The organism is Thiocapsa rosea (assembly GCF_003634315.1).
Classification (GTDB): domain Bacteria; phylum Pseudomonadota; class Gammaproteobacteria; order Chromatiales; family Chromatiaceae; genus Thiocapsa; species Thiocapsa rosea.
Genome location: NZ_RBXL01000001.1, coordinates 5,053,332 through 5,073,115, shown reverse-complemented (window position 1 = coordinate 5,073,115; position 19,784 = coordinate 5,053,332). Strand labels below are relative to the sequence as shown.

The 19,784-nt window shown below is 57.6% G+C and carries 18 protein-coding genes; 15 read left to right on the top strand and 3 right to left on the bottom strand.

Translation table 11 applies throughout. The features are described 5' to 3' along the window. Positions 1 to 332 precede the first annotated feature (332 nt). Both BDD21_RS22565 and BDD21_RS22560 read left to right on the top strand, forming a co-directional pair. Positions 333 to 968 carry a hypothetical protein gene (locus BDD21_RS22565; RefSeq protein WP_147431197.1) on the top strand — a complete coding sequence of 212 codons (636 nt, stop codon included), beginning with the start codon at positions 333 to 335 and terminating at the stop codon, positions 966 to 968. 244 nt (positions 969 to 1,212) lie between these two features. Then, positions 1,213 to 2,457, top strand: a complete 1,245-nt coding sequence (locus tag BDD21_RS22560) for a hypothetical protein (RefSeq protein WP_120799080.1) — start codon at positions 1,213 to 1,215, stop codon at positions 2,455 to 2,457. 160 nt (positions 2,458 to 2,617) lie between these two features. Here BDD21_RS22560 and BDD21_RS22555 read toward each other — a convergent pair whose 3' ends face one another. After that, the gene (locus BDD21_RS22555; protein WP_147431196.1) at positions 2,618 to 2,992 is read right to left on the bottom strand and encodes a hypothetical protein; all 375 of its coding nucleotides are present in this window, start codon (positions 2,990 to 2,992) and stop codon (positions 2,618 to 2,620) included. 129 nt (positions 2,993 to 3,121) lie between these two features. Between BDD21_RS22555 and BDD21_RS22550 the strand changes: the two genes are divergently transcribed. From BDD21_RS22550 to BDD21_RS22510, 8 genes are all read left to right on the top strand, one after another. Then, complete coding sequence (locus BDD21_RS22550; protein WP_120799078.1) at positions 3,122 to 3,328, top strand: helix-turn-helix transcriptional regulator; 207 nt, start codon at positions 3,122 to 3,124, stop codon at positions 3,326 to 3,328. A gap of 211 nt (positions 3,329 to 3,539) precedes the next feature. Continuing rightward, a complete protein-coding gene (locus BDD21_RS22540) occupies positions 3,540 to 6,212 on the top strand; it encodes a PriCT-2 domain-containing protein (protein WP_120799076.1) in 2,673 nt (890 codons plus the stop codon). Between the two features lie 989 nt (positions 6,213 to 7,201). Beyond that, positions 7,202 to 8,509 carry a KAP family P-loop NTPase fold protein gene (locus BDD21_RS22535; RefSeq protein ID WP_170164864.1) on the top strand — a complete coding sequence of 436 codons (1,308 nt, stop codon included), beginning with the start codon at positions 7,202 to 7,204 and terminating at the stop codon, positions 8,507 to 8,509. Next, complete coding sequence (locus tag BDD21_RS27600) at positions 8,484 to 9,221, top strand: hypothetical protein (protein ID WP_147431195.1); 738 nt, start codon at positions 8,484 to 8,486, stop codon at positions 9,219 to 9,221. The genes BDD21_RS22535 and BDD21_RS27600 overlap by 26 nt, the downstream gene beginning before the upstream one ends. Positions 9,222 to 9,506: 285 nt before the next feature. Continuing rightward, positions 9,507 to 10,070: a hypothetical protein gene (locus BDD21_RS22525; RefSeq protein WP_211335132.1), complete on the top strand. Its 564-nt coding sequence runs from the start codon at positions 9,507 to 9,509 to the stop codon at positions 10,068 to 10,070. Between the two features lie 43 nt (positions 10,071 to 10,113). Beyond that, positions 10,114 to 10,554, top strand: coding sequence for a hypothetical protein (locus BDD21_RS22520; protein ID WP_120799073.1), 441 nt, complete (start codon positions 10,114 to 10,116; stop codon positions 10,552 to 10,554). A gap of 429 nt (positions 10,555 to 10,983) precedes the next feature. Continuing rightward, a complete protein-coding gene (locus tag BDD21_RS22515; RefSeq protein ID WP_120799072.1) occupies positions 10,984 to 11,310 on the top strand; it encodes a short-chain dehydrogenase in 327 nt (108 codons plus the stop codon). 92 nt (positions 11,311 to 11,402) lie between these two features. After that, positions 11,403 to 12,050, top strand: coding sequence for a hypothetical protein (locus BDD21_RS22510; protein WP_120799071.1), 648 nt, complete (start codon positions 11,403 to 11,405; stop codon positions 12,048 to 12,050). Positions 12,051 to 12,337: 287 nt separating this feature from the next. Here the strand turns inward: BDD21_RS22510 and BDD21_RS22505 are convergent, their stop codons facing one another. Further along, positions 12,338 to 13,990 (bottom strand): DUF6399 domain-containing protein, encoded by a 1,653-nt coding sequence (locus BDD21_RS22505; RefSeq protein ID WP_120795595.1) that lies wholly within the window; start codon positions 13,988 to 13,990, stop codon positions 12,338 to 12,340. A gap of 773 nt (positions 13,991 to 14,763) precedes the next feature. Between BDD21_RS22505 and BDD21_RS22500 the strand changes: the two genes are divergently transcribed. Continuing rightward, a complete protein-coding gene (locus tag BDD21_RS22500; RefSeq protein ID WP_120799070.1) occupies positions 14,764 to 15,012 on the top strand; it encodes a hypothetical protein in 249 nt (82 codons plus the stop codon). Positions 15,013 to 15,039: 27 nt separating this feature from the next. Here BDD21_RS22500 and BDD21_RS22495 read toward each other — a convergent pair whose 3' ends face one another. Then, positions 15,040 to 16,302: an ISAzo13 family transposase gene (locus tag BDD21_RS22495; RefSeq protein WP_120799872.1), complete on the bottom strand. Its 1,263-nt coding sequence runs from the start codon at positions 16,300 to 16,302 to the stop codon at positions 15,040 to 15,042. Between the two features lie 330 nt (positions 16,303 to 16,632). Between BDD21_RS22495 and BDD21_RS22490 the strand changes: the two genes are divergently transcribed. The 4 genes from BDD21_RS22490 to BDD21_RS22485 all read left to right on the top strand — a co-directional run bounded on the left by BDD21_RS22490 (position 16,633) and on the right by BDD21_RS22485 (position 19,712). Further along, positions 16,633 to 18,285, top strand: coding sequence for a DUF6399 domain-containing protein (locus BDD21_RS22490; RefSeq protein ID WP_120795595.1), 1,653 nt, complete (start codon positions 16,633 to 16,635; stop codon positions 18,283 to 18,285). 17 nt (positions 18,286 to 18,302) lie between these two features. Then, positions 18,303 to 18,455 carry a hypothetical protein gene (locus BDD21_RS28045; protein ID WP_170164863.1) on the top strand — a complete coding sequence of 51 codons (153 nt, stop codon included), beginning with the start codon at positions 18,303 to 18,305 and terminating at the stop codon, positions 18,453 to 18,455. 488 nt (positions 18,456 to 18,943) lie between these two features. Continuing rightward, a complete protein-coding gene (locus BDD21_RS27595; RefSeq protein WP_147431194.1) occupies positions 18,944 to 19,249 on the top strand; it encodes a hypothetical protein in 306 nt (101 codons plus the stop codon). Between the two features lie 124 nt (positions 19,250 to 19,373). Next, complete coding sequence (locus BDD21_RS22485; RefSeq protein WP_120799069.1) at positions 19,374 to 19,712, top strand: hypothetical protein; 339 nt, start codon at positions 19,374 to 19,376, stop codon at positions 19,710 to 19,712. The last annotated feature ends 72 nt before the right edge of the window (positions 19,713 to 19,784 follow it).

The following is a 19,784-nucleotide window of genomic DNA, read 5'->3' as shown; positions in this document are numbered from 1 at the left end:
AAACCCAGCAATGACGCGCCTTGGAGCGCGTTTTTTCTTTCTACCCGCCATACAACCCGCCATCCTCGCTGCGATTGGCCGCGACGATCCGAGACTGCATTTCCGCTCTCGACACTCGGTTTCACCGATCCCGGTTTAGGGCCTTGCCAGCCTCAACGCCGTTCCGCTGATCGTGCATACTACGGTCTGCACCAACGAACGGACCTATCTGCCGCGCCCGAGCTATGTTCAAGTTTCCGCCCACTTTCACCGTAGAGGCTTTGGGGCGGCCAGGCCAACCTGTGCCACTTCGCTTTGCCTGGCTTGTCACCCGAATGCCTTTCGAGATCTTCTTGACCATGCTCGCCCGAGGACCGGAAACCCGTCGAGCCTACCTGAACGTGTATGACAAATCACCAACAGCGCGAGGGGCCCAGGATGATCCGAAAGCTCTGGAACCTTTGAACAGGCTGGTTGCTACGGAGTATTTCCAGACGATGCTGGCGTCGTTCGCGGGTGGGGGCGCGACCGACGAAACGGCTGAGGCGCAACTGAAACGACTCCCGACTTGGATGATTGTCTTCACCGACGAGCTTGTCGATGCGGTTACTCAGTTCGACGTCGACACCTTCGGTCGCGAAGCGGCGCAAGCCCGACCCAGGACGCTTTGGTGGCAGCGGCCCGACAGCTCCGAGCTCAACGGTTTGATCGACGAGTGTATAGATTCGGGCAAGCCAGCTCGCGCAAAAAAGACGACGCCAGGGAAAACCCCGCGCGAACACCAGAAATCGACCACGCACAAACGGTATCGGCGATGGCAAGATGATTACGTAAAGCTGAAGAAAGAAAATCCCGAACAAACAGATTCCTGGATATCCGAGCAGATACATAAATTGGAGCGGAAGCGCTTCGACGATGATCCCCACAAGATTGGGCGGGTACGCAGCGTCGGCACGATCGTGAAAAATATGAAGCCGGGCAGAAAATAGTCTGGCGAAAAGAAATCGCCGGATGTGGGACATCTAACCCCTAGATATAAAACATATTTCTGTCGGACCGCAGCTAAATCAAGAATCGCCCCAACTGACCGCGGATTCATAAGAGACTGGTTTTTATGGTTTTTCACGCCATCTCGGCAGTCAGTGCTTAGTCTTTTTTCGCATAATTCGCCACACCAAGATCAACGCCGAAGCCAAGCGCACAGGGCGCCTGGCACAAGCGAGACCTCTACCGATGGCAACCGCACCTACTTTGCTCTCTCACGAAACGCCCGATGATCTGCACGAGGAGGAAACCCAGTCGCATCGCAAGTCGCCGAACCTTAGCCTTGCGGGAAAGACGGATTCTCGCTCCGGCGACGGTCTCGAAACGAGCGATTTGACGTCAAATCGGCTGGCCGAGATTACCCCAGAGGCAACCGCGCCGGTCTCTGCGACGTCCGATGTTTCGACCAGCGGACGCGCAGGAGCCGATGTTGCCGAGTGGGTATCTCAAATCGAGGGGGCCTGGCATAAGACGATTCAGGACATCATCGAGGTTGGAAAGCTCCTCAAACGGGCCAAGGATGAGCTGGGAACGACCTACGAGCAACTCGTGCGTCAGCTCCCGTTCAGCTCCAGTCAAGCCGGCAATTTCGTCAGGATTTCCGAGCATCGCGTTCTCAGTGATCGCGCCTGCTGGAACAGCTTACCGAAGGCACTGAACACGCTTTATTATCTGTCCAGGCTGGACGATTCGCATGTTCGGGAGGCAATCGACAGCGGAGATATTTCACCCGACACCACGTTGAGCCAGGCTAAGGCGCTGGTATCAGGCCAGACCAAGACGGTTGGAGGACGACAAGCGAAGTCCGAAAGTGCGGACTATATGGACGTGACCGTGTCGATTCCGCGAACAAGCGATGTATCGGCGGTGCTTCAGGCTACACGGGCGATGGCAGGGAGTTTCGGGGGAACCATTGACTATCGCAAGAACGAAACGTCCGTCGGCGAGTTCTTGTTGAAGGACACGAAAGAGTTTATTGAGCGGAGCCTAGTTGAGACACAAGCTGACCTCACGAATGCCACTCTTGATGAGGTGCGGATGCTGGAGCGGGCTGCGGAAACATTGTCAAAGGGCAAAACCAAGAAGGGTGATCCCGAACCGAAACTCCCCGGTGAAGATCCTGATGCCACGGCACTGACGGCGCTACTCGGGGTGCAGGAAATTACCTGCACAAGCATTAAGGAGTGGTGCTCTGCTAATGGCGTTCCCACACGTTTAGCGCTCGATGAAGTTGCTCAACCCTTCTATCCCTGGGAGCAGGCAAGACTTGTCGTCGAGAATCCGGATGATAAGGCCGCGAGAAAGCGTCTGGAACAGCTTTCGAGGGGCGGAAATCGCGCGATTCGCAGGCTGGCCTTAGACATCATGGATGGGTTGGACAATATGGCGGATTTCGAGAGTCAGTTTCCCAACGCCAACGGCCCGCTCAAGTAAAGGCCCCGTGCCCCTGGAGGTGTCTACAACGCCTCCAGGGGCTTGTTTCTTGGGAATCCGCATGACCAGGGACGCCCGGAATCCGCGGATAAGCCACCTTCGAGATGGGCGACAACCTGTTGAAAGCTATTGCATGCCCCCTGTTTTATGGTATGATACCTCAATGCTTCGCAGCCTGCGCCGAAGCCTCTCTTCCAGCAGCAGGGTTCCGGGTAACGACGAACCGAGAACGAGGGCAACCCCCTCCCCAGAGTCCCCAGCATCGTAGCTCCTCACACCTCCAGCTCTCCAGCTCTCCAGCTCTCCAGCTCTCCAGCTCTCCAGCTCTCCAGCTCTCCAGCTCTCCAGCTCTCCAGCTCTCCAGCTCTCCAGCTCTCCAGCTCTCCAGCTCTCCAGCTCTCCAGCTCTCCAGCTCTCCAGCTCTCCAGCTCTCCAGCTCTCCAGCTCTCCAGCTCTCCAGCTCTCCAGCTCTCCAGCTCTCCAGTTTCGTCAAATCGCTTTCATGCATATGGGACATTGATCCGAGCTTGATCACTCGGGGAGTCCGCAAGAGGCTGATCTATCCTCCGGACCGTTCGCTAGCGGCCGAAGCACCTCACGCAGTTTGGCCACTGCACTGTATGCCCTGACAAGGCACCGTCGAAACTTTTATCGAAGGTGTCAAATGACCCAACAACAATCCGCGCTAACCATCGCAGACTTCTGTACGAAGTACTGCATCAACCGCGCCACCTATTACCGCAACACGAAAGTCGGTCGCATGCCGCCGGCCATCAAGGTCGGTGGCTCGACGCGCATTCTCGTCGAAGATGAACAAGCCTGGCTCGCAAAACAGCGAGCGGCAGGGTTGGTTTGTCGGGAGGGCGTGTGATGCCCAGGAGACGCCAACCCAAAGTCATCACCGATGAAGTCGAGTTGCAAGACCGGCTCTGGTTCAAACAGAACCCGAGAGTCAGAGAGCGCATACGTCCACCGTATCCTCGCGAGATCGAGGCATACGGAGACACCCCCGTTTGCGTCCACAAGGATCCGGACTGGGGAGTAATCCGCTATCCGCTCATCTCCGGTTTGAAGGTGGACTGATGAGCACAATCGACACAATGAAAGGGGAAACCCAACAAAATGAGGTCGCCGGGGAGGCGACCAGGAGAAAAGCAAATGTTCACAGCCAATTATACCACGATCAGGAAGGTGGGACGATGAGCGCCCGCTCGTCAACCTCCTTAGATACCGAGCACAAAGAATCCAATTTCCACGATCACGATCAACAACGGGATACCCACGCGGAGCCGAACAGGAATGAGGCCGAATCGTTTCTGACCACGCTGGATGAAGATGCGGAAGCCTTCACGTTCCAGATCTTCGACGATGATAAGAAACGCCGCGATCCGGCGATGGCGAGCGTTCTCCATGGCACGCTGGACGAGCACTGGGAGACGCTCGCCCGGAGTAACCTGCGGGGCGCAGGCATCTTCGTCACCGTCAACGAGACTGACCTCAAGGGTCGCAAGAAGGACAATATCATCCGCGTTCGTACACTTTGGCAGGAAGCGGACCACGGCGATGAACCGGCGCTTCCAGTCGAGCCTCATATCACCGTGGAGTCGAGTCCAGGCAAGTACCACCGTTACATTCTGGTGGACGAGGCACCGCTCGATGAGTTCGATGCTGTACAACAGCGTCTCGTCGATGACTACGGTTCGGACCCGAACGCCAAAGACGTCAGTCGTGTGCTCCGCCTACCGGGCTTCTACCATATGAAGGACCGCGCCCGTCCGCACCTCGTCAAGGTCGTTGCCACATCGGGGGCACCGCCGAGTGCGTGGTCGGAGATCAAGAGGCATCTCCCGCCCGCCGAACGCAGGACCGAGACGAATCTGGGGACGCTACCGGCGCCGGGAACGCCGCTCTTGAACCCGGCTGAAATTGCATCGGCACTCGCCGCGCTGAGCCCGGACATGCCGTACGGGGAATGGCTCAAAGTCGGCATGGCCCTGCACAGCACGGGCTCCGGAGCTGAGGCATTTGAGATCTGGGATACCTGGAGCGAGAAAGGTCGTGACTATCGCAACGGAGAGTGTCGCTATCGCTGGGACACCTTCGCCCAAGGCGGCGGGGTGACACTCGGAACCCTGTTCCACATGGCACGAGAAGCCGGCTGGCAAGGCGAGATCGGCCAGCATCCGGATCTGCGCCCGCTGGTCAAGCAGCAGGAGCAGCGCATGGTCGAGGACTTCGGGAAGCGGTACGCGGTCGTCATGGTGATGGGTCAGGCGCTCGTCGTCTATCGGGAGTTGGACGAGAACACCGGACGGATGACCACCCAGTTCAGCCGGCCCGGCGATATCAAGCTCAAGCACCAGCCGGAGACGCTGCCTGTCGTGACCAAAAAAGGGGAGAGTGAGCATGTCGAGTACAAGCCGCTGGTCGACACATGGCTGAAGTCGCCCCTGCGACGCACCTATGACCAGTTGGTGTTCAAGCCGGTAGCGGGGCTCGTTGCCGGAAAGGTGGCTCTACCCGACGCTAAAACGCTCAACCTCTACCAGGGGTTGGCGTTGGTGCCGCAACCGGGTGAGTGTCAGCTGATCCTGGATCACATTCGGGAGGTCTGGTGCAGCAATAACGAGGTGGCGTATCAATACGTGATGTTCTGGCTGGCGCGGATGTTCCAGAAACCGCAGGAGCGCGGCCATACGGTCATCGTTCTGAAGTCCGGAGAAGGGACAGGGAAGAACATCATCATCGACATCCTTGTCCGCGCGTTCGGTAATCATGCCACTGTCGCGGTCAAATCCGAGGATCTCGTCGGCAAATTCAACGACCACCTTGGGACCTCGGTCCTGGTGTTCGCCAACGAGGCTGTCTGGGGCGGCAGCAAGGACCAGGAGGGCGTCCTCAAGAGCCTCATCACCGATGAGGAGCTGCCGGTTGAGCGGAAGTACGTCCCGAAATACCGCGTCCCGAGCTGTGTGCACCTGATCATGGCTTCCAACAACGATTGGGTCGCGCCGGTTGGTTTCGATGACAGGCGCTTCTTGATCTTGGACGCAAGCGAGCGCCGCAAGGACGACATGGCCTATTTCAAGAGACTGGCCGAGTACATCGACAACGGAGGACAGGAAGCGTTTATCGATTATCTGCTGAAACTCGACATCGGCGATTTCAACCCGAGAGTCCTTCCGGACATGGGCCTTGATCAACGGACCAAGCGGGACGCGAAGGTACGCGGTTTCGAATCGGTTACTCAGTGGTGGCTCCACTGTCTGCAAACCGGGGAGATCCTACTGACCGGAGTCTCGCCCGCAGTCGATGGAGCCTGGGTGGCCGGCAGTCACAACCTTCCGATGGACCTCGCCAGAAACTGGAACAATGGACAGGTCCTTTTGCCCAAGCAAACGCTGCATGACGCGTACCTGCAATGGTGCCGCCAGAACAGCAAGCGACATTCCGAGAACTTGTCCAGCCTGATCCAGAAGCTGAAGAAACTGGGTGATGTCGGCGAGACACGCCTAAGCGCATCGGTAAATCCAAACCGTCCACGGGTCTTGACCATTCCGGCTCTCGGCGCGTGCCGAGCCGCGTTCGAGAGTGCGACGAAGATGCCTTGGCCCTGGGATGGCGACGAGGATGAGACCCCGGCCGATGAGAGTTTGGTCCAGGACTTATGGCCCAAAGCTGGACCGGATTGGACCAGGTCCATGTTTTCACGGCAGGAGCAGGTCCGGCAGGGGGCGGAAGCGCGAGTACACTAGCCTTTTGATGGATCGGTCCACCTTTTCGGTGGACCAGTCCAACTTTCGGGTTGGTTGGTCCACGGAAAATAGATCGTAACCCATTGTAAATAAAGGCCGGTCCAGTTAGTCCACCTAGTCCACTCTTTTTGAAAAAGTTTTTTATAGAGTTCAGTAGAGTAGCGCTAAGCACTGAACGCTCTCTGAAATACTTTTTTGGATTTTGCCTGGACCGGCTGGACCAACTGGACCAGACTCGTTCCCGCCATCAATCACATAAGAAAACCCCTGCGCCTCACGAGGCGCATGGGCTCATGTGCTGCTCCAGGGCTTCCATGCCCCAGGCCGCAGCGCGTAGCTCCTTATCCTCCTCGACCTTCTTCCCCTTCGCCCAGCCGGAGGGTAACCCCCAGGGTGGATTAGGGTGGATTCTGAATCCACCCTGCTAACCCAGATTTCCAGAAAACTCTTTTTTCCTTCAGTCTCGAAAATATCGTCTCTTCCGGCGGCGTGGGTGGGAGGGTGGCTTGTACAATCCACCACAATCCACCCCGCATCCGCCCCGGCACTCCGGGGATGCTCAAGTCACTTGGCTCCAAGAGTCCCGTTCCGGCCACCCGGATAGGGCGAAGCGACGTCAGACGCCCCCTCGGGCGCCCAATTTGGGTGACTTTCATCGCCGACCCCAGCATCGGATACTCTCTCATCACCGCCCAGACCATGATTTGACGTCAAATTCTCGGTTCCAGGCGCTGGGTCCCAGGTTCCAGGCTCCGGGCGCTAGGCGGCGGGACCCTTCGCTCCGACCTGACGTCAGAACCCCTTGGGATCCCGTGCTATGTTATCCGCACACGGTATGGCAGAATCTTGCCTTGCTGCATCATGCCGAGGGTGTCGCGAGTTGGCATGCCCTGCATGAGATCTTGCACGCGAAACGATGCGTATGACCCAGATCACGTTGCCTCATAATCATTACGAACATATCGACATTTGAAGATGATCTCCTAGATTTGCGCGATTTCTCCCAGCGGCTTGGAAAATTCATAGATACAGAGCATAATTTTGTAGAAGGCGGCTTAGTTATTGCTTTGAGTTCAAAGTTCGGATCTGGGAAATCTACATTTCTAAAGATGTGGAGTTCCTATCTAGAAGAGGTGGAAGACAAGCCTCTCGTCGTTTCGTTGAATGCTTGGGAGAGCGATTACAACGGTGATCCTTTGTTTGCTGTAGTTTCTGCTTTAGCTAAAGCTGTTCAGATGAAAGGGGAGGCCCCAGATGACTTAATAGAAGCAGCGAGAGATTCTGGATGGTTTGCAACCGCAATCGGTTCTCAGCTTGTACACAAATTTATCGGGATAGACCCTGCCGCAGCAGGGGAGGTAGCGGAGAAAAAAAAAGTTGAGCGTCTTGAAAACGAACGAGTCCCGATGGATGCTTTTTCCATCTATGAAGGAAGAAGAGCGGCAATGAAATCCCTTAAGGAAGCCATCCGTGGACTAGTTGCTTCCTCAAGCCCAAGAGCTTTGTTTATTGTAGATGAATTAGATAGGTGTAGACCGGACTACGCCATATCTTATTTAGAAACAATAAAGCATATTTTCGACATAAAAGGAGCGATTTTTATACTTTCCGCTGATCGCCAGCAACTTGAAAATTCCGCAAAGACGGCATTTGGTAATGATTTGGATTTTGAAGAATATTACAGAAAATTCGTGCATAGAGAAGTAACGTTGCCACCAATATCTACCAGGGGGTACGTGAAGTTAGCGGAAGAATACGTTACATATTATCTGGTGCGTGAGGGGTCAAGGATCTGTTTCATGGGCCTTGATAAGGAACGTTTTGAAGACTTGGTGGAACTTTTCGGTGCGTTAAGACTAACACCTCGGCAGTTACAGGAAGTATTTCGAACGCTTGGTCATATGTTTGAGACATCCGAAGATAATAAAGGCCGGTTACTTTGGTGTCTCGGAGTGGGATCAGTCACAATGGCCGCATTTAGGGTAGGCGCACCTGACGTATTTCACTCGTTGGGCAAAAAGCAACTGGAACCAGTCGATGCAGTTGGTTTTCTAAAACGTACTATGGGCGACTCACACCTCGATTGGTGGTTCTCTCTTTTCTTTACTGGTGGAGGTCTGAGAACGAAAGAAGGGGAGTCTGCCGAGGATGTATATAAACGTGCCGGGCTGGTTGACGCAAATGAAAGTATGGTCCCTAGAGATTTAGGCCATTGGCGAAGTGGTTGGGGGCACCATAGCTCCAATAGATTCGGGCAAATATACGACAAGATTGAGCAAATATCACAATGGGGTTAATGCAGCCAACAAGAAGCCCCAGCCGATCACAAAAAGCGCCGCTTCGCTCTGCTTTTTCCGACGGCTGAGCATGACGTTAGGTCGCATGACCAAACTCCTCCTCACTGCCTGCGCTGATATTGGTTCAGTCACTGCCGGTAACTTCGGCTGGTGGTCATCAGATGGACAGTCAGGACTGGAGCCGTCCACGCTTGCGGCTTCTGTAGCAGCCGCACTGAACAGCAACCGACCTGTAGCGCTTGGCTTCGAGTGCCCGTTGTTCGTTCCGTTAACCGAAGGTGAGCTTGAACTGACCCGCGCACGTCCCGGCGAGGGAAGTCGTCCCTGGAGCGCAGGCGCTGGGTGCGGCGCTCTGACGACCGGCCTCGTTCAGGTTGCGTGGGTATTGCGCGCTATTCGTGCCTCGCTCAAGTCACCCCAAGTCGGGTATCTGGGCTGGGAGGCTTTCAGGAACGCTCAGTCTGGTCTGTTTATATGGGAGGCGTTCGTATCCGGAAAGAGTAAGGCGTCCACGCACGTCGCCGATGCGCAGGCTGCAGGGGAAGCCTTCATCCAAGCGCTACCGAATCCTTCTTTAATCAATGCAGTAGTGTGTAGCACACAGGTATATTCACTCGTCGGCGCTGCCATGCTGCGTACTGGCTGGTCGCAATCGCCAGAGGTTCTGGCGGAGGCTTGCCTTGTCATCAAGGTCAACACGGATGCGGCCTAACCCCTTCCTCAACCGAAGCGCCAGCGGCGAGGCTCCAGGACTCGGCTCGATGCTCAGAAAGAGCCAGATTCCTAGAACCTAGTGCCTTGACGCCACTAGCGGCGCAGGCACCCTCTCGGTCTTGAGTCCCAGCACTTTGGGTCTTAGGCACCAAATAACGTGATCGGACCGTGTTGACTTGGGTCATCCGTGCGCTAAGCTCGGTCTCGATTGTGGGCTGTCTCGTGTGTGAGCTGGCGGACGCAATCTGGCAAAGTGACGTTACAACTGACCAGCCGACTTTATATGGCCGTTGACTTCCTCCGGTACTATGACCTGGAAACTTATCTTTTCGTGGACGTCCACGATCGGTTTCATCGACAGGGCTATCTTTCTGCTTTCGATTTTTTCGCAATCGTTGTCTGGAAAGCTAACCGGGCCAAAGGATTGATAGCACGAAGGCTCCTTGCGAAAACGAAGACAGACAGCCTCGACAACATTGTTGGCTCACTTTCGAGTTCGTTGTTCAGCGCTCAGCTTCCAAGAGAGCGGCTTCGCATTTTGATGGAAGACTGGGGCTTTCAATTGCCCATGGCCTCAGCCATCTTGACGGTACTCTGGCCAGCTACATTCACCGTTTATGACATAAGAGCTTGCGATCAACTCGGCGACTTCCATCGATTGATTAACTGGAGCAAGTTTGAAAAGGTTTGGCAGCACTATGAACTATTTCGCGATGCCGTGAGCGCCGCTGGTCCAGAAGGTCTTTCTCTCCGCGATAAAGATCGTTTTCTTTGGGGACGGTCAAGCGCATTACAGCTTGAAGAGGATATTGCAAGATGCTTTCAAGGCCCGGAGAAGCCAACCTAGCCATGCGTGCTGGCGTTCGTCTACAACGCGTCGAGAAGCGGGTATGAAGCTCGAATCGCAGATAACTGGAAACATAGGCTTGTACTTCGCTTGCTATAAGCTATCGCGCTTGGGGTGGAATGTTATGCCCACCGCTCGAAATGCGCGAGGCATAGACGTGGTGGCCTACAATAAGGACGGCACTCGTTTTATCGGTGTCCAAGTAAAAGCGTTGTCGAAACGAAATCCTGTGCCTATTGGGGGCAGCCTTGAGAAAGTTATGGGGGATTTTTGGATTGTTGTCAACAATGTCGCCAAAGAGCCCGGTGCATTCATTCTACTTCCCGAAGAGGTAAGGGCATTAGCTCATCGCGGCGACAAAGATGGTCGGGTGTCGTATTGGCTTCAACCGAATGCATATGACAGACCTGAGTTTCGAGATGCTTGGCAGCGCATTGGTCATGGCAACGATATCGCCTTAACGATTCCTCTAGATCCGGAGTAGCGGCTAGTTGAACATCCATCCTGCATACTTTCGCATGAGCTAATCGACAAGTCGTCTTTGGCCCGCCGCATTCTGGGGGTCAGGCGCTAGGCGCTAGGCGCTAGGGGCTAGGGGCTAGGGGCTAGGGGCTAGGCACTCGGCTCCAGGCTCCAAGCACTGGGCACAAGGCTCCAGGCACTCAGCACCCGAATAGCCTCGGAGGTCTGCGGCTCGCCCTGACGCCCGAGACCCTCGGAAGCCTGTCCTAGTCCCACACGGCGAGGACAGGACCCTGCCTTGTGCATCATCCAGATCTCGCGTGTAGGCTCCCTGTGTACTAGACTGCTTGCCGTCTAGCACGCGAGGCGATGCGAGCACTCCAGAACACGTTAAGTGCGAAAGACAGCAAATATAATTCCTCACCCCTGAAGATTGGACAAGGATATAAACATGGCAATATTGAAAGAAATCGAATATGAAGAGATTGACTTTGAAGTTCATTCAAGCCAGCAATTCGCGACTGTAGTCTTTGATCGTGGTGAAGATGATGAGCAAGCCTTAATTACTGTTATCAAAGATAGAAAGATCAATCAGTTCGAAGGCAACAATAAATACAACCCCTCAGCACGAAGAAGGTCTACTTGCATTTACGCCAAGGAAGAATGGGAAGGCGGTAGGGTAATAAAAATCTGCACCATTCAACATAAAGGAACAACACTAATAGAGGTTCATAGCGTTGCGCAGGCTGAATTAGATTATCTATTCAAAAACGCCTAACAAGTCAAATCCAGCCGACGCGCGAAAGGAGCGCGCGGCCGATTTGCAGCGTTGGGCCTCATGACTCACGGTCCGCCGTCCGGAGAAGATGCATGACCGAGACGACCGCAACGCCTCCAAGCAATACCCCTGCATCTGCGGAGCCGAAGCCCACGACGAAGCTGCGCGAGCGTGTCGAGAACCATCCCGCAGTCTTCTTTCTTGGCGCATTGCTTGTGGGGTTTACGGCAGGACTCGCCACCTATCAGGGTGCGCTGAGGCTAATCGACTACACCGCGGTTCCTGCCAGTGAGTACAAGCGCCTGCAGACCATCGCCGCAGCCCCACCGCAGCCCACACAAAGATGGCTTAGGCTCACCGGAATCGAGGGCCTTGATGGTTCAAACGCGCGCGTGGTACTGCGCATCAACGGGCGGGCTATCTCGTACCCTAGCCGCACCGTTTGGACACAAGCTCGTTCGAACTTACCCGTCGAGGAATTCGCTCTGCCATTCTCTACATCTCCCTACGAGATTTCGTTCGAGATTCTGACGGTCGACTCAGCCTCCAGCGCTTATCGTGAGTACAAGAGTCAGGAAGTCGTCAGCGTGAGCCAGTTCCCGTACAGCTCCACCTATCGCATCTTTGCCATCGCCGCTGGTCCATCCGGAGCCACGAATTGTTCTCCCCAGTTCGGCTCGGTCAAATGTCCTCCTGCGCAAGTAAACCAGCAGGTCTCCGTCTCTTTCGAGGTCCGATAAGTATGAAGCCCCACCCTTCGTTCCAGCCGACCGCCTTCGGCGGCGGATAAACTCAAACGTTAGGCGCATCCCACCCTTATCCGATTCGATGTCAAAAAGACAACATACCGAGGGCCCGAAAAATGATTGAGTCCGAGAAGACGTCCGAGCTTGATCGGCTTTTCCGGGGGTTCAAGGAAGAACTAACCAAGCGAGCAGCAACATGGTTAGTCGGCTTCATCGTTTTTGCCTTGGTATTTGCGGCTACTGGGTGGTGGCGGCCTTGATCATCGATTGGTCCACTGTTGCTAAGCCGCCACAGGAACGAGGTAAGGCTGCCTTGCCGGGCGCGGTCGTCGTCGGGCCGGTCGGGCGGGCCAGGGCATGCGCTCGAGCACCTGCTCGAACAAGGATGGGTGGGGTTGAGCGAAGAAGCGCTCGGCGGCCGTGGTGCCGTCGGGCCGCTTGATCGCAAAGTTGTGCAGGGCGGTCAAGACCTGCTGCTTGCGCGGACTGAGTCGGTGATGCCCGTGCTGATAGAGCGCGAGGAAGCCGTTGCGTCCCTCGACACAGGAGCTGCTGCGCTGGAACAGATCGGCACACTCCCCGGCGACCTGCTCGAGATGGTGACGGGTCTGCGGATCCAGCGACTGGATCGGGTGCGAGGGCTGCCTCAGCGGGGCGAGACGCTGCGCACTCAGTGCTCGGAGTCGATGACGGGGCTCGGCGCGGGTGCTGCGTGCGGCGACGCGCTCCAGATAAAGCGCCGGGATCAGATCGTCGAGCATCGCCTGCTCGATGGCCGGTGCCAGGTCCAGCGCCTGCACCCGGGTGTTGACCATCATGAAGAAGAAGGTCAGCGTGGCGACGAGGCTTTGAGTCAGGCGCTTCGCCTTGGCCAGATGTGCGCAGAGACGCTCGGAAAGATCCGCTTCCTCGGCGATCGCCTCCAGGCGCGCAAACAGCGTTCCCAGACGCGCCTCCAACTGCTCGGGGGTTTGCGCCTGTCCCTGTTGGATCTCGTAGGGATGATCGACCTCGCTGAACGCACCGATCAGGGCTTTGGCCTCGGCGCGGTGCGCGTGGGCCTGCTCGCGCGCAAGGCTGGCTTGGACGTAAGCGCTCAGCGCCTCGTCGATGCGCGCGGCGAACGCCGGCGGGCGCCCGGGGCCGTGGCGGCGCCGATGATAGGCCTGCTCGGCGGCGCATTCGTCTTGCCAGCGCGCCTTCGCCTCGGTCTCCGCCGTCTCGGCCTGTTGCTCGGCGCGCTTCAGCGACAGACTCATCGCCTGGCTGACCTCATGCTGCAGATGAAACAGGTCCGTGGCATGGTGTGCGCCCAGATCACGCTCGACATGCGCCAACAGCCCCTTGGCCTCATCGCTGGTGCCTTGCACCACCGTGACATTCAGCCCCTCGAGTCCACCCTCGAGCGCCCGTGTCCAGGCCGCCGCCGAGCGCTCATCGCTCCTGTGCTCGAGCAGGATGAAGTTCGAGACCGCATCGATGCCCACCAAACGCATGCCGTCTTTCCACGTCTCATCTTCGGCGATGCTCAGTGTGCGATGGGGCATGGCTTGGGCCAGCGTCCCGCGCAGTTCGGTGGCGGCGGTGACGATCTGCTCCTCCAAGCCGGCATGGAACGCCTGCTGCGCACCGTAGGAGGCGCCGATGAATGCCGACAGCCCACTGCGCTCGAGAAAATCGCAGACCACGCGCACGCCCGCGCCGCCCTGCTCGCCGATGCTCCAGTGCGCGGCAACCAGGATCCGGCGCAGCCACACCACGCCCTCGGGCGTCTCGACGAAGGCCGACAGCGCCGCCGGCGCCGATGGCGCAGGGGACGCGTTCCAGTGACGCAGGGTGCTGCGCGCCACGCCGGCGCCGCTGACCGCCGCGCGTTGACTCTGCCCATCCTGCTGGGCTTGCGCCACCGCATGCAGGTGCTTGGCGCGATCCAAGCGATCGTGGATTGGCGTGGGGCGTCGATCTGCACTAGAGTCGACACAGGCAGGAGCATCGGACAACGGCGTTTCCCTCGGTCAGTTTGCACTTCCAAGGGTACGCCTCCCCGGCGCTCCTGCCACTCCTTCAGGATGCTTGATCGCCTACCGAAACACGCGGTTTTGGACCAACCGATGATCAAGGCCGTGGTGGCTATATCTTAAGCCACGCTTCCAGGAATTAGCAGGCGGGGTCCCTGCGGGAGCCGTTATTGCCTTTAACGAAGAAGAATGCCCTGGCGGGTGGGCACCATTCATGCCTGCAGCCGGGCGCGTAATATTTGGAATGGGACAGGCGACCCTGGAAAGCGGAACAAAGACAAGGGATCTTAAATTTCGTGAGTTAAGAGGCTTAGATAGCTTTGCGCTGAAACCGCAGAATTTGCCGTCTCATACACACACCATTGTTTTCCCCAAGGAAATCGCTGGCCCCGCCACTGGATGGGCACAAGCGAGTAATAGGGATACCGTCGGTCCATTGGGAAAGAATTTCCAAACCGAGAGTACGGTTGAGGCGCGGTCTGATCCAATACCGTTATACCCACCGTACTTAACGATGCTGTATTGCATGAAGAAACAAAACGACATACGAACGGAGACGAGGGGCTGACGTGTGTTTGGCGTCAAATGACGAGAGGCACCTAACACACGCCAAGAGCAAACGCGCCAAAGGCGCCGCTTTAGGCCGGTCGTCAGCAGCAAGAAACCAACGCGACGCAAGGAGAAACGACGTGGGTGAATGGTCGGATTATTTTGAAGATTTCCCGGAAGAAAATCCGGCAAATTGGGTTAATGGCCGTTTTGATCCCGCACTTCGGGCAAAGATCAATCAACAAGAAGGAGAGTACGCTGTAGCGGATGCGAAAGCCAACGCAGAACTGCGGCGCATGATCGAAAAAGCAAAAAGAGAAACAAAAGCGCGTTCTTTGTTAGTGATCGAAGATTGTCCCCAATGCGGCTTGAGGGAACTCAATACTTAGTAACCGTTCAAAAACAAGTTAAACATCTTAACAAGCGAACCCATTCGGATCGACGAGGTAGTTCCATTGTCCGTTCACGCAGTCATGGCGAATGAACCGATCCTTGACGTCGCGGAACGTGTCGGAGCACGTGCGCCCGATCTCGTAAGTTGCATCGAGGATCCGCGCGGTCACGCTCAGACCGGTCTGGGTGCGTGTCTGTTCGACGGTGCGCAGTGCCGTCTCCGGGCTGTCGAGCATGACCCCGCGCCAGGCGCGCTCGACCTGGCTGAACAGGCGGTGCTCGATGGGGTTCCACTTGGAGGTATAGGGCGGATAGTGGGCGATGCGCAGACGCACGCCCAAGCGCCGGGCCAGGTCGATCAGGTCCTCCTTGAAGCGCAGCGAGCGCGCGGCATTGGCCCCGCCGCAGTCCAACAGCAACAGCAGTTCGGTCGCGTTGGGATACATCGCCCGGAACAGCACCGTCCAGGCCAAGGCGATGGCGTCGCAGACGAAGGCGCTGGTCTCGCGCGAGGTGCCGAGCGTGATGAAGCCGACGTTGGCGCGCACGTCGTAGACGCCATGCGGCACCAGCACGCCGTCGGCGAGGTGGCGAAAGTCGTGATCGAAGACCGTTTGCGGTGCGGTGCTGTAGGACTGTCCCGGCCGATGCAGGGTGCCGAGCAACTCCTTCTTCTTGGTGTCGATACTGAACACGGGAATACCGCGCCGACGCGCCAGACGGCGCAGCGCGGCGATGTGGCGGAACTGCTCGTCGCGCGCCTTCGGGTCGACCACGCCGGTGATCAACTCCTTGCGCAGGGCGCGGCGACGAAAGCCGGCCCGATCCAGCAACGCGGCGGCCGTATTGCGACTGATCTCGAACCCGTGCTCGAGCAGGCGATGGGCCAACTGCAGCGGTTTGAGATCGGTCCAGCGCACCCGCTCGTCGGTCGGACTGCCGGCGCTGTGGGCATCGAGCACCTCGTGCAGCGTCGACTCCAGTTGCGGTTTGCGTTCGGTGATCGGCGGACGGCCGCCGCCGGGGCGGCGCACCCGCTTGGCATCGCCGCTCGGGCGCCGCGGGTGGTTCGGGTCGCCTTCGCGCAACTGCTCCAACTCGCGAATCCCGGTGTAGAGCGTGCGTCGACTCATGCCCAGCACGCGCGCCACATAGGTGATGCCGCCGAAACCGATCTTCAGCGCCTCGATCGCCGCGTAGCGGCGGCGATGGTCCTCGTCCAGAGTGCGCGAGAACATCCGCATCGTCTCCTCGTGCGCTGCGCCGTAACCCGGAAATGCGTTCATGGTGCGATCGCTCCCGTTCGGATCATCGCCAGCGATGCTCGCAGCAGGTCGATTGTTTTTCAAGTGGGTGACGCTCTTCGTATACAAATGGCCCGAGATGAAATGCGTTACTTGTTAGTGAATCGTTCCTTATAAAATCAGGGCCTTGATCATCGGTTGGTCCAAAACCGCGTGTTTCGGTAGGCGATCAAGCATCCTGAAGGAGTGGCAGGAGCGCCGGGGAGGCGTACCCTTGGAAGTGCAAACTGACCGAGGGAAACGCCGTTGTCCGATGCTCCTGCCTGTGTCGACTCTAGTGCAGATCGACGCCCCACGCCAATCCACGATCGCTTGGATCGCGCCAAGCACCTGCATGCGGTGGCGCAAGCCCAGCAGGATGGGCAGAGTCAACGCGCGGCGGTCAGCGGCGCCGGCGTGGCGCGCAGCACCCTGCGTCACTGGAACGCGTCCCCTGCGCCATCGGCGCCGGCGGCGCTGTCGGCCTTCGTCGAGACGCCCGAGGGCGTGGTGTGGCTGCGCCGGATCCTGGTTGCCGCGCACTGGAGCATCGGCGAGCAGGGCGGCGCGGGCGTGCGCGTGGTCTGCGATTTTCTCGAGCGCAGTGGGCTGTCGGCATTCATCGGCGCCTCCTACGGTGCGCAGCAGGCGTTCCATGCCGGCTTGGAGGAGCAGATCGTCACCGCCGCCACCGAACTGCGCGGGACGCTGGCCCAAGCCATGCCCCATCGCACACTGAGCATCGCCGAAGATGAGACGTGGAAAGACGGCATGCGTTTGGTGGGCATCGATGCGGTCTCGAACTTCATCCTGCTCGAGCACAGGAGCGATGAGCGCTCGGCGGCGGCCTGGACACGGGCGCTCGAGGGTGGACTCGAGGGGCTGAATGTCACGGTGGTGCAAGGCACCAGCGATGAGGCCAAGGGGCTGTTGGCGCATGTCGAGCGTGATCTGGGCGCACACCATGCCACGGACCTGTTTCATCTGCAGCATGAGGTCAGCCAGGCGATGAGTCTGTCGCTGAAGCGCGCCGAGCAACAGGCCGAGACGGCGGAGACCGAGGCGAAGGCGCGCTGGCAAGACGAATGCGCCGCCGAGCAGGCCTATCATCGGCGCCGCCACGGCCCCGGGCGCCCGCCGGCGTTCGCCGCGCGCATCGACGAGGCGCTGAGCGCTTACGTCCAAGCCAGCCTTGCGCGCGAGCAGGCCCACGCGCACCGCGCCGAGGCCAAAGCCCTGATCGGTGCGTTCAGCGAGGTCGATCATCCCTACGAGATCCAACAGGGACAGGCGCAAACCCCCGAGCAGTTGGAGGCGCGTCTGGGAACGCTGTTTGCGCGCCTGGAGGCGATCGCCGAGGAAGCGGATCTTTCCGAGCGTCTCTGCGCACATCTGGCCAAGGCGAAGCGCCTGACTCAAAGCCTCGTCGCCACGCTGACCTTCTTCTTCATGATGGTCAACACCCGGGTGCAGGCGCTGGACCTGGCACCGGCCATCGAGCAGGCGATGCTCGACGATCTGATCCCGGCGCTTTATCTGGAGCGCGTCGCCGCACGCAGCACCCGCGCCGAGCCCCGTCATCGACTCCGAGCACTGAGTGCGCAGCGTCTCGCCCCGCTGAGGCAGCCCTCGCACCCGATCCAGTCGCTGGATCCGCAGACCCGTCACCATCTCGAGCAGGTCGCCGGGGAGTGTGCCGATCTGTTCCAGCGCAGCAGCTCCTGTGTCGAGGGACGCAACGGCTTCCTCGCGCTCTATCAGCATGGGCATCACCGACTCAGCCCGCGCAAGCAGCAGGTCTTGACCGCCCTGCACAACTTTGCGATCAAGCGGCCCGACGGCACCACGGCCGCCGAGCGCTTCTTCGCTCAACCCCACCCATCCTTGTTCGAGCAGGTGCTCGAGCGCATGCCCTGGCCCGCCCGACCGGCCCGACGACGACCGCGCCCGGCAAGGCAGCCTTACCTCGTTCCTGTGGCGGCTTAGCAACAGTGGACCAATCGATGATCAAGGCCAAAATCAGCGAGCGTTTCTATCTGTGCGAGTGTCAGGAGTGCGGTACTTTCGGAAATGGCGTTACCCATGAAGAGGCACTCGAAAGAACAACAGCCGCTTTAGGCGAGGGGCTGAACTGGCGCGACGGCTCTCTATTCTAGATTTCCAGGAGAGCTAACAAGCCGCCCAAAGCGACGCCCGCCGAAAGCGTCGTACCTGGCCTCAGCCTCGCAGTGGGCGGGTGCTCTTTGCTTTGTCGTTAGAGCCCACCAATTAAAGGTAAGAGAATATGGAAGATTGGGATGTTGCGATAACCGAAGTAGTCAACTCACTGAATACGCCATTTGATTCCCACTTAGTGATTAGGCAGCTGGCGCATAAAAACCAGCGCCGCTACATTGATGCGTTGGCTGCGATTAATACTGACACGCCATTTCATCAGCTTCATTCGGCTTTAGGGCGAAGAATCAAAGTAGTGTGTGAAAGTCTCGGCCTCAAGGGGAAAGATAGTCGGAGCCCCGATATGTTTGGGCAGCAAAGCAAATGCCAAGAATGGTCGCGTTGGTTGCTAATATTGCGTTCTAATAGGACGGGCCGACAGCAGCGCGCCCGTCAACTTTAAGCTAGTTGAAGGAACCTAGATATTACCGTGAAGCTTCCAAAGCTTTTTGTAGCAGCCATCGTTGCAGCGACCATCTGTAACCCAGTACTTGCGGGCAACTATACCGATGGATCTGGAGTGGCATATTCTTCAACAGCAAATAAGGACGGTGTTGTACTCAAATCGAAAGATGTAACAATTTTCCTTGGCAATTCATGCGATGCCTTTTCTCCGCAGTACGGAAAAGGACAATGGGGTTGGGCAAATGGCGGAGTACTTGTCGAGCTCAAGAAGGGCAACATCGGATTTCCGCGCCAGGAAAGTCCCTTCGATGACTCAAGGTGTGGACTATGACTCTTGGCTTGAAAATGCACAAATACTCCGGGTCTGAAACGAGGCGCTCCACTTGATCGCTCCTGATGTCGCGGCGGCTGAGCTTTGCGGTTGGCTACATAGACGAGGAGACTGCCGAGGACGTATGAACCACAAAAGTTTTTCCGCATTCATGGAACAGGTAGTCCTGCCAAAACTGGCCGCAGACCCAGCGCAAACCCGTTTAGATGGTCAAACCTCGGGGGGTAATCGCGAGCCGGCGGGCTTCTTTTGGCATCAGAACAAGCTCTGGCGAGTTCATGCGGATTCGCATTTCGAGCCACTGATAATGGCCTACGGCGCACTCACGGCAAAGCCGGCAGAAGACCCGTTCATCGCCAGCGCAACCGGCTCAGGAAAAAGGCACTGTTTGGTGCTAATCGAGAAGTTGCAGCAGCAATTGTGTAAGCCACGATTTAAGCATCTCTACATCTATGAGGTGTGATTCTCGCGACGCGGTGAATTTTCTAGGAAGCGGTAACGTTGTAATTCTAACCACAAGCGAGTTGCGCCCCCT